The following is a 13526-nucleotide window of genomic DNA, read 5'->3' as shown; positions in this document are numbered from 1 at the left end:
GCCAGCAGTCGATCACGTTCTGTTGCTGGAGGTTGTTGATCGGGGCCTCGATGGTCCGATCGTGCCGTTGTTTCACGTGTGTCCGTGCGCTCCAGCGCCGGGCCGGCCGACGCCTGTGTCTGTTCCACCGGTTGTCCACAGGTTCTATCCACAGGGCGTGGTCCCTTGTGGACACCGCCGCGATCCGCTGCCGCCTCGCCAGCCCGACCCGGGTTGGTCCAGCCTGGTCCGGCCTGGTCCAGTCCGGTCCAGCCCCGTCCAGCCCGGGTGGGCCGGAGGTGCTCAGATGCGAGCGTAGGCGCCCAGGAATCGCTCGATCCGACCGATGGCGTCGGTCAGGTCGTCAACGCAGGGCAGCGTCACGATCCGTACATGATCTGGATCCGGCCAGTTGAATCCGGTGCCCTGCACCAGCAGGATTCGCTCGGTGCGCAACAGATCCAGGACGAAACGCTCGTCGTCCCGGATCGGGTACATCTGCGGGTCGAGGCGGGGGAACGCGTAGAGCGCTCCGCGCGGCGGAACGCAGGAAACACCCGGAATGTCGTTGAGCAGCTTCACGACCGTGTCGCGTTGTTCGTGCAGCCGGCCGCCCGGCAGCACGAGATCGCCGGCCCCGCCGCCTTCGGTGAGCGCGGCCTGCAGTGCGAACTGGCCGGGAACGTTCGCGCACAGGCGCATGTTCGCCAGGATGTTCAGGCCCTCGATGTAGCTGGTGGCGTGCTCGCGGGGCCCGGAGAGCACCATCCAGCCGGAGCGGAAGCCGGCCAGCCGGTAGGACTTGGACAGGCCGTTGAAGGTCACGCAGAACAGGTCCGGGGCGAGCGCGGCGAGCGAGTGGTGCTCGGCGTCGTCGTAGAGGATGCGGTCGTAGATCTCGTCGGCGAACAGCATCAGGTTGTGCCGGCGGGCGACCTCGATGATCTCCTCGAGCACCTGGCGGTCGTACACCGCGCCCGTGGGGTTGTTCGGGTTGATGATCACGATGGCGCGGGTGCGAGATGTGATCTTGCTGGTGAGATCGTCGATGTCCGGGTTCCACCCGGCGGACTCGTCGCAGCGGTAGTGGACCGCGCGCCCACCGGAGAGACAGACCACCGCCGTCCACAGCGGGTAGTCGGGCGCAGGCAGGAGCACCTCGTCGCCGTCGTTCAACAGCGCCTGCAGCGACATCATGATCAGCTCGGACACGCCGTTGCCGAGGTAGACGTCGTCAGGTCCGATTCCGGTCAGGCCCTTGCCGACCGAATACCGGACGACGGCCTCGCGTGCGGGGAGAAGGCCCTTCGAGTCGCTGTAGCCCTGTGCGGCTGCCAGGTTGTCGGCGACCGCGGCGAGCACCGAAGGCGGCGCGGAAAAGCCGAACGGACCGGGGTTGCCGATGTTCAGCTTCAGGATGCGCTGGCCTGCGGCCTCCAGCCGGATCGCTTCCTCGAGGACGGGGCCTCGGACGTCATAGCAGACGTCAGCGAGCTTGTCGGACTGGGCGAACTCCATAGTGACCAGCGTAGATGCCCTGTCGAAGGTTTTTCAGACGGCTACCTCCCGGGCGAGCTCGTTCACCTCCCGCGGGTGGCCGCGGCGACCACTTCGGTCGGTCCGTCCGGAGCGTCCGGTCCGTCCGGTCAGGGCGGCGCTCAGCGGGACGGAGGCGACCAGCACCGCCACGACGGTCAGGACGATGGCGCCGCCGGCGGCGACGTCCCACTGCTCGCTGACGGCGAGGCCGGTCACACCGCAGAAGATGGCCACCGCGATCGAGACCACCGTCATCGTCGAGGTGGACGAGCACCACAGGCGGGCTGTGGACGCCGGCCCGACGATCAGTGCTACTGCCATGATCGTGCCGACCGCGGGCAGTGAGGTGACGACGGCCGCCTCGACGAGCAGCAGGAGGACCAGGCCCAGCGTTCGCTGCGGGTAGCCGGCGGCGGACAGCGCGGTCGGGTCGAAGGCGGCGAGCACAAGTTCCTTGCGCAGCGCCACCAGCACGGTGAGAACAGCGAGCGCGGTGACCGCGCTGACCGCGAGATCGCTGGTCTGGACGGTGAGGACGGACCCGACCAGGAAGGCGCTGAGGTCGCGGTTCGATCCGTCCTCGGCCGACATCAGCGCGACGCCGAGCGCGAACCCGGCGGAGAGAACGACCCCGGTCACGGTGCTGATGTCCCGGCCGCCCCCGGAGCCGCCCCGGTCGGCCGCCGCGCCGCCCCCGGTGCCGGTGCCGCCGCCCGTTGCGCCGGTGCCGACCGCGCCGCCCGCCGCCCCGACGACCATGACCACCGCGAGGACGACCAGCACGCCGAACAGGCCGGCGCCGAGCACCAGATTCATCCCGATCAGCGAGGCGAGGACCACCCCGGGAAACGTCGCGTGGGTCAACGCCATGGTCAGGAAGCTGAGCCGGCGCAGCACGACATGAACACCGACCGCACCGCAGAGCACTCCGACGATCACGACCTCGGCGAGGGCCCGTCGGATGTAGTCATCCCCCAACGACTCCAGCAGGGCCATCAGGCACCTCCGGACGCGACAGTCGACGTCGCCGAGGCCTGCCGGTCAGGGGGCGACGGTGACCGCGGCGACTGCGATCGCCGGGACGGTCGGGACCGCTGGGACCGCGGTGATCGGGCCCGTCCCGTGAACTGGCGCAGCGCGCTCCCGGCGAAGGCGAGCGCATAGGCCGCGACCAGCACGAGGACGACCGTCGCGCCCGCCGCGAGCCGCACGTCATGGTTCACCGAGGCCTCGTAGCTGGCGACCAGCCCGAGCCAGCCGCACAGCGGGCCCAGCAGGACGGAGATCACCAGGATGGCGGTGAGCCGCCCGGTGATCAGCCGGGCCGCCGCCGCCGGGATCACCACCAGCGCGATGACCAGCACCGTCCCGACGGCGCGGACCGCGGCGACGACCACCAGCGCGATCACGAGATTCAGGAGGAGGTCGAGCAGCCACACCGGGTAGCCCGCCGCGCGCGCGCCCTCGGGGTCGAACGCACGCAGCAGCAGCTCCTTGCGAGCCAGCGCGAGCACCGCGGCGGCCACTGCGGCGGTCACCGCCGTGACGGTGATGTCCGTGGTGTCGACGGTGAGCAGACGGCCGAAGAGGAAGCCGGTCAGGTCCGAGGTGTACGACTCCCGGCGGGAGACGAGAACGACACCGACCGCGAAGGAGCCGGTGAGCAGCATCGCCATCGCCGCGTCCTCGCTGATCCTCCGGGTTGAGGCCAGCGCGGTGAAGCCCGCCGCGGCCACGGCCGCCACCACCAGCGCACCCGGGACGATTCCGGAGGTGCCACCGATCATGAACCCGACGACGACACCGGGAAAGACCGCGTGGGTCAGCACATCGGTGAGGAAGGCCAGCCTCCGCAGCATCACCAGCACCCCGACCCCGGCGCTCACGGCGCCGAGCAGCAGGATCTCGATCAGCGCGCGGAACATGAACGGCAGCTCGAACGGCGCGATGAACAGATCGGTTCCGATCATGTCCGGGTCACGCCGATCATGTTCGGGTCACGATGACGCCTGCCCCGCCGATCTCCACTGCGGCACCGCCGTAGGCCTCGCGCAGCTGGTCGGGGGCCAGCGCCCGGGTGGCCGGGCCGAACGCGATCTGGCGGCCGTTCAACAGGCACACCTGGTCGCTGATGGTCTGGGCGAGTGCCAGGTCATGGGTCGAGACGACCGTCGCCGTGCCGGTGCCGGCCAAGGTCGCCAGCGCGGTGAGCAGGGCTTCCTGGGAGACGACGTCCACCCCGTTGAAGGGCTCGTCGAGCAGCAGCAGGCGTGGCTCGGCCGCGATGGCGCGGGCGAGCAGGACGCGCTGGCGCTGCCCGCCGGAGAGCAGGCCGAAGCGGTCCCGGCTGCGGTCGGCCAGCCCGACGGCCTCCAGCGCGGCCTGGGCCGCCGCGCGGTCCGCTCGGCCCGGGCGGCGGATCCAACCGATTCCGCGGTAGCGGCCCATCAGGACGACCTGGCCGACCGAGATCGGGAAGTCCCGGTCGAGGGTGTCGGCCTGGGGCACGTAGGCGACCTCGCGGCGCGCCGCCGCCGGTGCCCGGCCCAGCACGGTGATCGATCCGGAGCTCACGGGGAGCAGCCCGAGCACGGCCCTGATCAGGGTCGACTTGCCGGCGCCGTTGGGCCCGATGAGCGCCAGCGTCCGGCCCTGGTGCAGGGTGCCGTGCACGCTGTGGAGCACCGTGGAGCGGCCGTAGGCGATCGCCGCGTCATCGAAGGCGAGCGCGGTGCCGGTGGCAGCCCGGTCGCTGGTGGCAGCCTGGTCGCCGACGGGAAGCTGGTCGCCGACGGGAAGCTGGTCGCCGACGGGTGTCTGTTCGCTGGCCGAGGGCCGGACATCCGTGCTCGCCTGCTCAGGTACCGCGACGGCGGGGGCGCTGGTCGGGCCGCTCACCGGAGTGCGTCGACGATCGTGTCGGTGTTGTGGCGCTGAGCTTCCAGATAGGTGGCGCCGGCGGAACCGGCTGGCCCGAGGGTGTCCGCGTACAGCGCGTCCTCGCCCGAGATCACGCGGACGCCTGCCTCGCTACCGATCGTCTGTGCGGTTCGCGGCGGAAGCGAGGATTCGGAGAAGACGGCGACGGCGCCCGAGGCCCGGATCTTCCCGACGATGTCGTCGATGGACCGGCCGGAGAGCTCGGCGGAGGTGTCGAAGCTGGGAATGATCGAGCCGACGAACTCCAGGCCGTACCGCTGCACGTAGTAGCCGAAGGAATCGTGGTTGGTCACGAGCTTGCGGTGGGCCACCGGAATGCTGTCGATCTCGCGCTGGGTCTCGCTGTCCAGCTCGTCGAGCTTGGCGCGGTATGCCGCGAGATTGGCCTGGTACTCCGCCGAGCTCTCGGGATCAACGGCGGCGAGGCCCTTCTCGATGTTGCCAACCATGATCTTCACGTTGCGGGGGTCGTGCCAGATATGTGGATCGCCCTCTTCGTGGTCCTCATGCTCGTCGTGCGCCTCGGCCGCGGCGGCCTCTTCGGAGTCGTCCGGATGGCGGATCGTGACCCCGTCGGCCATGACGACCTCGGTACCGTCGAAACCGCTCGCCGAGATCGCGTCGTCCAGCCAGCTCTCCAGCCCCACCCCGTTCTCGATCAGGAGATCCGCGTCGGCGATCGCCGCGAGATCGGCTGGGGAGGGCTCGTAGTCGTGCGGGTCCACCCCTGGCCGGAGGATCTGCGTGACCTGGATGCCGTCGCCTCCGATGGCCCGCGCGAAATCGGCCGCATAGGTCGTGGTCGCCACGACGCGTGGTGCCGACTCCTCCCTGCCCGCGGAGGACCCCGCACCGGAACCGCCGCAGGCCGCCAGGCCCGCAGTGAGTGCGGTGGCGACCACGGAGGCGGTGAGGCACGCCCGCCGGGCGGTCGCGGGGTGACGCTTTGATCGTCTTCCGACCGCGGCACGGAGTGAGGCGGGGCGCATGGCAAAATGAAAACGGTTGTCGATCCGGATGTCAAATCAGCGTGGATTGCCGGATCACCCGGAATCTCGCGCGAATGCCGCGGGCCGGCTCTGACCCGCGAGCAGAACCGGCACCAGCCTCCGGTTCCGCGGAACCGCGGTGCCGCAGTGCCGCGGTTCCGCGGAACCGCGGTGCCCCAGAACCGCGGTGTCGCGGTGTCGCGGTTGGAACGGCTGGCCACGCTTGGCCCCGGCCCAGGCCAGGTCAGGTCAGGCCGGTAGGCAGCCGGGGGGAGAAGGCCAACGGCGCGCGAGGTCAGCTGGCGGGAAAGCTGATCTGCACTCGCCTGTTCAGCGCGCGGCCGTCGGGGTCGTCCGATCCGTCCGGATGGATGTTCGGAGCGACCGGGTCGGCGCCGCCGCGGCCGGTCGCCGAAACTCTCGTCCCGGCCGGCAGCAGGCTGCGGAGCACACGGGCGACCGCGTCGGCGCGACGTTGGGAGAGCATCACGTTGTAGGCCGGGGTGCCGAGCTTGTCGGTGTGACCCAGCACGGTGACCGTCTCGGTGCCGGGCCTGACCCGTGGGGCGAGTTTCGTGATCTCGGAGCGGGCGACGTCCGTCAGGTCGGCGGAGTCGAAGGCGAACAGCACATCCGCGCTGATCGTGACGACCAACTGGTCATCCCGGCGTTCCTCGAAGTGCAGTGGGCTGACGGCGTCGGCCAGATCGATCGTCAGCACCGACCCGGCGGTGTCGAGGCCGCGTACCGACGCGGTGAGATGTTCGTCGGGCACGTCCGCGGATCGCGTCGGACCGGCGGCCGACGGGTCGGCCGTGGCGCCCAGCGCGCGCGGGCTGCCCGGGCCGACGAGAACACAGGCAAGGGCACAGACGGCGAGCGCCGGCCCGACGGCCCGCCCGGCGCTCCGGTCAGCGGCTGATCGGGGCATCGTCGACGATCAGCTGGTCGTTGAGATAGACGTCCAGAGCTGTCACGCTCGCCGGCGGCGCGGCGAAGGTGTACGTGCCGGAGACGGCCTCGTTGTTGCGGGCCCGGGTGGTGCCTGCGGCCGGGGCCAGGGCCACTCCGCCGGAATCCTCCACCACCGTGTAGCGGAGCAGGTTCGTGGTGTCGATCAGGGTCACGCTGGCATCGCGCCGGCCGGCCATCTCGTAGAGCGAGATCTCGGTGCCGGGATCGTCGGCGTAGCGGGGGGTGAAGAGCAGATCCAGCTGCAGGAGCCTGCCGTCCACCCGCAGGTCGACGAATCCGACATCGACGTTCCCACCGGCACCCTTGATGCGCGTGGTCCGCACGGCCGCCGGACTGCCCGGTGCCCCGCCGGGCTGCGCGGAGGCCACCGCCGGTGAGCGATCGTCGGCGACCGCCCCGGTCTGGGCAGGCGTGGTCTTCCTGTCGCCTTCGGTGCCGGCGCCCGATCCGGAGCCGGAGCCGGACGAGCAGCCCGTGACAGCGAGGCCGGCGAGCAGCAGACCGCTCAGAACGACGGACGTTCTCCGAGCCGGGTGGGCTGGCGGAGTCGGCTGGGCTGGCCGGTTCGGCCGGTTCGGCCGGGTGCGGCGGAGCGGCGGGTGCGGCATCGGACCTCCGGACGGGAGGGGCAGGTGCGTCCGCCGATGATTATGAGCCCGGCGCAGCCCCTCTGGGGCCCGGTATGGACAGTGCCCGTGCCCAGCCGGCGACCCGTGAGTCGAACGGCGAAAGCGCATCCGATGCTGGTGATCTTCGGGTGGGCGGGGTCGCCCTCGGGCGTGCCGTCGACCGGGAACAGCTGGTCGATCACGCTGTCGGTGCTGGCCAAAGCTGCTCCCATGGTCACGCTCGGTCATCGGTGCGGGGCCGCGGCCCGGCAGGCCGCTGCGACTGGCCTGCTGCTGGACAAGAGTTGAGGATTGTGGTCGTCGGGACGACCAAAATTCCATGATCTTCGAACGGTGGCGATCTCGGCCGCGCCGCCGATTGTCGATCTTGACTGGCGTGGTTTCGCGACGGGCGACCTGAACCCTGACGACCAGAATCTCAACTCTTCAGGCCAGCTAGTCGGTTCCGCATGTCGTCCCGTCGGCTCCGTGTGCTGTCCCGTCGAGCAGCAGGCGCAGCTCGCGCCCGAGCGAGCGCGGCTCGACCAGCGGTGCGCTGAAGGCCACTCGGACCTGGCGTGCGCCGTCGGGGTCGATGCGCCACAGGTCGAGCCCACGGCGGTCCAGCGAGGTCACCGACGCGCCGATGACCTCGAGCGGCCGCACAGACGCACCGGTCACCTCCTGCGGGGCCCCGGCGGGCACGACGCCGTGTGCCGCGAGCAGCCGCACCTGGGCCGCGTGCTCATCGTTGAGGTGCCGGACCAGATCCGGGGCGTAGGCGGCGATCAGGTCGGGCTCGGTGAGGGCGTACGAGCTGAGATCGACCCGGCGCGCGGGGCCGAGTGCCGACCAGCGGCCGTCCAGCCGAACGGTGTTCGCACGCCGTGATCCGCGCCCTGACCGACCAATCCGGGACCCGCGGGACGACGAGGACGAGGCCGCCGCGGGACCGGCCGGCCTGGAGCGTGACGTGGCCGTGTTCTGGGCCGCCCGACCCGCACCGAGCCCGCGATCTGCGCGTTCCGCGCGGTCCGGCAGGCAGATCAGGACGTCGTCCACTGAAAGGGACAGGACACGGAGATCACTGACATCACCGGCGGTCACCGAGATGGTGCGGCCCAGGTCGGCCAGGCGATCGACGAGATCTTCGGTGCTCTCCGGTGCCAGCCGCAACACGCCGGCGAGGACCAGGCGTTCGCCGTTGTGGCCGCAGACGTCGACGCGAGCGCGGCGACCCGCGCCGGCGCAGTGGACCGGAGGGCTGTCCGCCCCGACGATCAGCAGCGGCTCGCCGCCGTCGTCGATGAGTCCGGCCCAGCCGCGCACGTTGGCGCAGGGCAGGGTGAGCAGCGCGCGCCGGCCGCCGGCGAGGATCGTCCTCGCCTGTTCGGCCAGCACCGGCATGTCGACGTCCGTGCTGGGACTCGTCACCGGACCTCCTCTGGCATCAGGTAAGGCTTACTTAAGTGGCAGATGGGGAGTTGGTCAAGTCATTCGTCTGGTTACAGGTCCGCATCTCAGATCAACTTCGGCCAGAATTCCCAAGGTCTGCGCAACGCGCGGCTGGAAGGACACCGGGATCCGGCGCGCGGGCGGAGGATTCTAGGCTGTTGTGGTCGGGCAGTCTCACGCCCCCGAGTAAGGAGGTGCCGGGTGATCTTCAAGTTGGTCGGTGACGGTCGCCCGTATCCCGACCATGGCCTGGGCCAGCGGGACTGGGCCGCGATTCCGCCGCGGCAGGTGCGGCTTGACCAGCTCGTGACGACGAAGCGGGTGCTCGCGCTCGACGTCCTGCTGGACGACGACTCGACCTTCTACGGCGACCTGTTCCCGCATGTCGTCGAATGGGACGGGACGCTCTACCTGGAGGACGGGCTGCACCGCGCCGTGCGGGCGGCCCTGGCGCAGCGGACCTCCATCCACGCCCGGGTCCACGTGCACGCCGCCGCGCGGCACGCGAACAAGCTCAGCCACCGCTGACCTGCCCCGCTGACCTGCCCCGCTGACCTGCTCCGCTGGCCTGCCACCGGGCGGCGCGGGCGGCTGTGCGGGGGCGCGGTCGCGTGGGTGCCGGTCAGTCGTCGGTGATCTCGTACTGCACGTACGTGTCGGAGGCGACCTTCGCGAAGATGTACCGAGGGCAGGCCGATCCGGGCTTGTAGGCCGTGATGGGCCGCAGCACCGGCGACCGCATGACCTGCTTGAGCCGGCCACCGGCGCGCTTGCGGGCCTCGGCCCCGGTGAGGTCAGGGGTCTCGCTTCGCTCGTACCACCCGCCGCAGTACTGGACGTCGTGCGGGCGGGACGTCCAGGCCGGCGTGTGGAAGACCCAGAGCAGGTACGCCGTGCGCATGATCAGGACCAGGATGGCGATGATGATCAGAGCACGGACGAGGTTCCCGGCCCGATTCGAGGCGAGAACAGGGCTCACATCTTCCGGAGCCTAGGGCAGGTACCCCCGTTCTGGGGCAAGACATGACCTTCGGGGCCGTGCGTGTCGCGTGGGCCACGTGTCGCGGGGCCCGCCCGTCAGCAACCGCATGCCCCCTCGGCGGTGCCCCCACCCAGGTGGGATCGCCCGGTGCCCGCGGCCGGCCGGTGCGCTTCGCGGCTCGTTCCGTGGCCCGTTCCGTGGTCCGTTGCGTGGTCCGTTCCTCGGCGTGCGCCGTCGTGTGCGGTGGGAGGGAGGTCCAGCGCGGGGTTGCCGTCGAAGAAGCCGTCGGGGCGCAGCTCGAAGCCGATCCGGCTCACCGGCATGACGGGCCAGTCCTCGGGCCGGACGACGTGATGGGCGCCGAAGCTGTACCAGACGACGATGTCGGTGTCGGCCACCGGCCGGTCGGCGGCGGCGTACCGCGGGAGCCCCTCACCGCCCGCGCTCTGGTTCGGGTAGGCGCCGGCGGCGAAGCGCTCGCTCTCATCGAAGGCTGTGACCCACAGATTGCGCGCGGCGAACCTGCCCCGGGCCGCCTGATGGGACGCCGGATGCGCCAGCAGCGGGGCCGTGTGGCCGGGGACGAGCCGGTAGGCGACCGGGCGGCCCAGCGGCCCGTGCCGGCGGGGATTGGTGATCCGCCAGAAGCGTGCGGCGGCCGGGTCGACCACGCGCTGGGCCTCGCTCTCGGTGAGCAGCGGCGTCTCCTTCGTGCGCCAGGCGACGCCGGTCGGGTTGCCCGGGCCCGGGGGCTCGGGCTCCGAGTCGACCTCGACGACCGAGTTCGGGCCGCCGTCGAGCTCCATGTCCAGGCGCACGTTGAAGAAGTGCTGGTGGTTGGGTCCGTAGAGGCCGGGCGCGACCAGCACACCGTGGGTCGGCGACGCTCCCGGCCGGACTGCGCCGGAGGAGATCACGCCGGTCAGCTTCACCTCGAACTCCAGTGAGCCGTCCAGGTGGAGGTACCAGAAGAACCCGTACTCGTAGTTACCCACCGTACTGATCATCGAGATCACCAGCCGGCGCATCCGCCGGACCTCGACGTGGTCTGTCCGGAAGTCGGTGTGCTTCCAGGCGATGCCGGTGTCCTCCTCGTGGATGCACACCGCGTTCGGGATGGTCACCGGCTCACCCGCGGAGTCGTTCACGACCGCGTCCAGGTAGGTGATCTCGCCGAGGCAGTCGCAGCCCAGCCGCAGCGAGTTCGCGAGCCGGCCGACCCCGTACTCGCCCATGTCGAAGACGTTCTTGACGCGGTGCGTCGGCGCCGGGTCCCCGTACGGGACGAACATCTCCGACACCGAGGCCCGCTGGATGAGGGGCCGGCGCCGTCCCCGGTCCACGTAGGCGATCTGGTGCAGGACGAGCCCTTCGCGGGGCGTGAAGCCGACCCGGAGCTCCCAGCGCTGCCAGCGCAGGGCCTGCCCGTCGAGGGTGAAGGACGCTCCCTGCGGCTGGCTGACCTCGATCGGGCGCAGATCGTCACGTAGCCGGTCGAACGCCGGCACGTTGCCCGGATCGGCGGTCATCAGCCCCGGGATGTAGTTGCCGGGCCGGGGCGGCAACGGCACGATTCCGTGGCCTGTCGTTGCGTGGCCTGTCGTCGCGTCGCCTGCCGGTCCATCGTCGCCCGTGGCGTTGTCGCCCGTTGCGTCGTCGCCCGCCGCCGCGTGATCGACGACTTCGACCACGGCCATCGCGTCGAGGTCGACGACGACGGTGAGCCCTTCCACGGGCCGGGCGTAACCGTTCTCTCCAGGGGCCGCCCGGACGAACGTGAGCGGGCGGGCGATCCGGCGCCGCGCGGGATCGTCGTCGCTTCCGGTGTACCCGGCGGACCAGATGTCGATCATGGCGAGCGAAAGGTCGGTGACCCCGCGCCTGGCCATGGCGGCCTGCCAGGCGCCGTCGGCGCGGACGGCGTCCTCGCAGGCCAGGACCTCGTCCATCATGATCGACGGCTGCACCCCGGGCACCACGCGCAGGTCGACCACGGTGCCCGCGGTGAGCGAGACGACCGCCTCGTGCGTCCGCCGTGTTCCGCGCTCGTACAGGACGCAGAACGCCTGCCGGTCCGGCGGCGCGAGCGCGTCGGCGACCTCGCGCTCGGACTCGCGGGCCACCAGCGCGGCTTTTGGTGGCTCCTGAAGCTCAACGGAAACGAAACGAAACTCCGGCCCCAGTTGCGCAACCGCACGCAGCAGCGCCGAAGCCCGGCTGATCTCGGCGGCCGAGAGCGGGTCGAGGGGATGCGGCGCCATGGCGACCTCCACCGGCGGGGCTGGCTCAGGAACGTCGCAGATAGGCGAGGACGGCGAGGACCCGGCGGTGGTCGTTGCCCGACGATTCCAGCCCGAGCTTGGTGAACACGTTCGAGATGTGCTTCTCCACCGCTCCGCCGCTGACCACGAGGGCCGCCGCGATCGCCGTGTTCGAACGCCCCTCGGCCATCAGCCCGAGCACCTCGCGCTCGCGTGGCGTCAGCGAGGTCAGCGGGTCGTTGCGGCGGCTGCTCGCCAGCAGCTGCGCCACCACCTCGGGATCCATCACCGTCCCGCCGGCGGCCACCCGCCGCACCGCCTCGACGAACTCGCGGACGTCCGCCACCCGGTCCTTGAGCAGGTAGCCGACCGCCCCCACGCCGTCGGCCAGCAGCTCGCCGGCGTACTGCTTCTCCACGTACTGGCTCAGGACGAGAACAGGGGAGCCGGGGACCTTCTCCCGTGCGGAGATCGCGGCGCGCAGCCCCTCGTCCCGGTGCGACGGCGGCATCCGGACGTCCACCACCGAGACGTCGGGCCGGTGCGCCGCGACCGCGTCGACGAGGCCCGGGCCGTCGCCCACCGCCGCCACCACCTCACAGCCCGCTTCGGTGAGCAGCCGGCGCAGGCCTTCGCGCAGCAGCACCGAGTCCTCCGCGATCACGACTCGCACGGCAGAGCCTCCTCGTATCCGCCCGGCGGCGTGAGGGAGGTGCCGGGCCGCAGTGTCGCGCCGGTCAGGACGGTGACGTAGATCCCGCAGTCCGTATGCCCGTAGTGACTGGACAGCTCCTTGAGTATCCGGATGTCACGGTCGCCTGTGTCCGGATTGACCGTGGTCGCCGCACAGCGTGGCGTACGGGCCAGAACCCGCACCCGGGCCGCGCCCAGAGCGAACTCCTGGCCGGTCCAGTCGAGCTCGGCCCAGGGCCGGATTCCGTCCACGTAGACGTTGCCGCGGAAGCGAAGCGGGTCGACCGGCTGCCCGATCCGCTCCGCGAGGTCGCGCACCGACGCCAGATTGATGACCGAGACGGCGTGCATGAAGGCCTCCCCGGCACCACCGGCGTCGGTGAAGCGGTGGTGCCGGCGGGCGGCGACCAGCCGCGGTCGGCCCCCGAGGCCCGGCCCGAGCTGCGACTGGACGAACTCCTCGAACACGGCGCGCCCGGCCGGGGTGGTCAGATCGGCGCGGACCTGCCCGCCGGGGGTGCCGAGGCCGAAGGTGAGCGTTCCGGCCGCGGGGTCGTAGCAGGTGCGGATCCGGGCGATCGCCTCGTCCTTCTGCAGCATGACGAAGCGGGTCTTCGGCAGGAACACGGGCTCGTCCTCGATGAACTCCGTGTCCGGGCGGGCCAGCGCGAACATCCGGTCGCCGGGCACGCCGTCGCCGGGGGTGAGCGACACCTCGGTCAGTTCCTCCGGGCTGAAGCCCTTCACCGGATATCGGTAGAGGCGCACGACCCGCCCCGGGGGCGGGCTCCCGGCGCGGCCCGCCTCGTCACCCGCCTCACCGCCCGCGCCCAGGCCCGCAGCTGTACCCATCAGCGCTCGCTTTCGGTTACCAACACAACGGCGGCCGGGTGCGGCTGGTCGTCACCGCCGGCTCCCCGGTCGTGGTCGAGGGGGTACGAGAACGAACCCTATCTGCGCCTCGGACGAGAGCGACGGGCTGGGAGATCCGGCGCTCCGTGGCTGCGTGAAGTCCATAATGCCGGGAATCTTTCGTGATTCCGGAGTGCGGCCGGTGTCAGCTACGTCCACCCGCTGATGTCGTGATGTGGTCTTTGCGGACCGC

13 protein-coding genes are annotated in these 13526 nt (G+C 71.0%); 1 reads left to right on the top strand and 12 read right to left on the bottom strand.

From position 1 onward, the window contains the following. Positions 1 to 282 precede the first annotated feature (282 nt). The 8 genes from AWX74_RS18685 to AWX74_RS18650 all read right to left on the bottom strand — a co-directional run bounded on the left by AWX74_RS18685 (position 283) and on the right by AWX74_RS18650 (position 8464). A complete protein-coding gene (locus tag AWX74_RS18685; RefSeq protein WP_091278367.1) occupies positions 283 to 1497 on the bottom strand; it encodes a pyridoxal phosphate-dependent aminotransferase in 1215 nt (404 codons plus the stop codon). A gap of 33 nt (positions 1498 to 1530) precedes the next feature. Further along, positions 1531 to 2514: a metal ABC transporter permease gene (locus tag AWX74_RS18680; protein WP_091278365.1), complete on the bottom strand. Its 984-nt coding sequence runs from the start codon at positions 2512 to 2514 to the stop codon at positions 1531 to 1533. Continuing rightward, positions 2514 to 3488, bottom strand: coding sequence for a metal ABC transporter permease (locus AWX74_RS18675; protein WP_091278359.1), 975 nt, complete (start codon positions 3486 to 3488; stop codon positions 2514 to 2516). The genes AWX74_RS18680 and AWX74_RS18675 overlap by 1 nt, the downstream gene beginning before the upstream one ends. A gap of 16 nt (positions 3489 to 3504) precedes the next feature. Then, positions 3505 to 4416: a metal ABC transporter ATP-binding protein gene (locus tag AWX74_RS18670; RefSeq protein WP_091278357.1), complete on the bottom strand. Its 912-nt coding sequence runs from the start codon at positions 4414 to 4416 to the stop codon at positions 3505 to 3507. Continuing rightward, entirely contained in the window at positions 4413 to 5447 is a 1035-nt protein-coding gene (locus AWX74_RS18665) for a metal ABC transporter substrate-binding protein (protein WP_091278355.1), read from the bottom strand. Before AWX74_RS18665 ends, AWX74_RS18670 begins: the two co-directional genes overlap by 4 nt. A 295-nt stretch (positions 5448 to 5742) precedes the next feature. After that, positions 5743 to 6378: an OmpA family protein gene (locus AWX74_RS18660; protein WP_091278353.1), complete on the bottom strand. Its 636-nt coding sequence runs from the start codon at positions 6376 to 6378 to the stop codon at positions 5743 to 5745. Continuing rightward, positions 6359 to 7030 carry a hypothetical protein gene (locus tag AWX74_RS18655; RefSeq protein ID WP_091278351.1) on the bottom strand — a complete coding sequence of 224 codons (672 nt, stop codon included), beginning with the start codon at positions 7028 to 7030 and terminating at the stop codon, positions 6359 to 6361. The genes AWX74_RS18660 and AWX74_RS18655 overlap by 20 nt, the downstream gene beginning before the upstream one ends. Before the next feature lie 456 nt (positions 7031 to 7486). Continuing rightward, entirely contained in the window at positions 7487 to 8464 is a 978-nt protein-coding gene (locus tag AWX74_RS18650) for a DUF2470 domain-containing protein (protein WP_091278349.1), read from the bottom strand. Between the two features lie 222 nt (positions 8465 to 8686). Here AWX74_RS18650 and AWX74_RS18645 point away from each other — a divergent pair, with 222 nt between their 5' ends. Next, positions 8687 to 9013: a type II toxin-antitoxin system VapB family antitoxin gene (locus AWX74_RS18645; protein WP_006541846.1), complete on the top strand. Its 327-nt coding sequence runs from the start codon at positions 8687 to 8689 to the stop codon at positions 9011 to 9013. A 94-nt stretch (positions 9014 to 9107) separates the two neighbouring features. On the opposite strand, the gene AWX74_RS18640 is transcribed toward AWX74_RS18645, so the two are convergent. The 4 genes from AWX74_RS18640 to AWX74_RS18625 form a co-directional block, all read right to left on the bottom strand. Next, positions 9108 to 9464, bottom strand: coding sequence for a hypothetical protein (locus tag AWX74_RS18640; RefSeq protein WP_091278347.1), 357 nt, complete (start codon positions 9462 to 9464; stop codon positions 9108 to 9110). 98 nt (positions 9465 to 9562) lie between these two features. Then, a complete protein-coding gene (locus tag AWX74_RS18635) occupies positions 9563 to 11728 on the bottom strand; it encodes a primary-amine oxidase (RefSeq protein WP_091278609.1) in 2166 nt (721 codons plus the stop codon). Positions 11729 to 11753: 25 nt separating this feature from the next. After that, on the bottom strand, positions 11754 to 12401 hold the full coding sequence (locus AWX74_RS18630; protein ID WP_006541849.1) for a response regulator: 648 nt from the start codon (positions 12399 to 12401) through the stop codon (positions 11754 to 11756). Next, a complete protein-coding gene (locus AWX74_RS18625; RefSeq protein WP_091278345.1) occupies positions 12389 to 13273 on the bottom strand; it encodes an MOSC domain-containing protein in 885 nt (294 codons plus the stop codon). The genes AWX74_RS18630 and AWX74_RS18625 overlap by 13 nt, the downstream gene beginning before the upstream one ends. Between the last annotated feature and the right edge of the window lie 253 nt (positions 13274 to 13526).

The organism is Parafrankia irregularis (assembly GCF_001536285.1).
GTDB classification, from domain to species: domain Bacteria; phylum Actinomycetota; class Actinomycetes; order Frankiales; family Frankiaceae; genus Parafrankia; species Parafrankia irregularis.
The sequence above is the reverse complement of the archived record's forward strand: the minus strand, read 5'-3'. Positions and strand labels throughout refer to the sequence as shown.

Coding starts and splice junctions, on each gene's coding strand:
- AWX74_RS18665 (WP_091278355.1), bottom strand. CDS start 5,447: ATGCGCCCCGCCTCACTCCGTGCCGCGGTCGGAAGACGATCAAAGCGT.
- AWX74_RS18660 (WP_091278353.1), bottom strand. CDS start 6,378: ATGCCCCGATCAGCCGCTGACCGGAGCGCCGGGCGGGCCGTCGGGCCG.
- AWX74_RS18680 (WP_091278365.1), bottom strand. CDS start 2,514: ATGGCCCTGCTGGAGTCGTTGGGGGATGACTACATCCGACGGGCCCTC.
- AWX74_RS18625 (WP_091278345.1), bottom strand. CDS start 13,273: ATGGGTACAGCTGCGGGCCTGGGCGCGGGCGGTGAGGCGGGTGACGAG.
- AWX74_RS18635 (WP_091278609.1), bottom strand. CDS start 11,728: ATGGCGCCGCATCCCCTCGACCCGCTCTCGGCCGCCGAGATCAGCCGG.
- AWX74_RS18685 (WP_091278367.1), bottom strand. CDS start 1,497: ATGGAGTTCGCCCAGTCCGACAAGCTCGCTGACGTCTGCTATGACGTC.
- AWX74_RS18675 (WP_091278359.1), bottom strand. CDS start 3,488: ATGATCGGAACCGATCTGTTCATCGCGCCGTTCGAGCTGCCGTTCATG.
- AWX74_RS18655 (WP_091278351.1), bottom strand. CDS start 7,030: ATGCCGCACCCGCCGCTCCGCCGCACCCGGCCGAACCGGCCGAACCGG.